A 369-nucleotide genomic window follows, 5' to 3' on the forward strand; every position below is an offset into this window, starting at 1 on the left:
AACCGGCTACGCCGGCGAAATTGAACGTCTGGTCGGCAACAGGGCGTGACTCGATCAGGGTAAACGTATAGGTGCCGTCCGGGTTGACCTTCAGATCGAAGAAATTCGGGATGCCGGCAGCAATGCCCCATTTCGAGGCGAGTTCGCCGCGCAAGGCGCCGGCCTTCGCCGTGCCTTCGGTGAGCGACGGCATCTGCTTTTCGTCGAGCGATGTCCCGGCAAGCAGTTCGGAGGACCATTGCCGCTTGCCGACATCGAGCCAGGATGTGCCGGCCGAATCCGACATCTCCGAAATATGCTCGCCGGTCAGCCAGAGCCGCAGATAGTCCTTGGGCAAGAGCACCCTGGCGACCTTGGCGAAGATCGCTG

1 protein-coding gene is annotated in these 369 nt (G+C 61.5%); it reads right to left on the reverse strand.

Annotated features, from left to right (window positions below; translation table 11 throughout):
• Positions 1-369: FGGY family carbohydrate kinase (locus EN818_RS31075; RefSeq protein WP_245521430.1), on the reverse strand; the 369-nt coding region annotated here is incomplete at both ends.

The organism is Mesorhizobium sp. M3A.F.Ca.ET.175.01.1.1 (genome assembly GCF_004791945.1).
Lineage (GTDB): Bacteria > Pseudomonadota > Alphaproteobacteria > Rhizobiales > Rhizobiaceae > Mesorhizobium.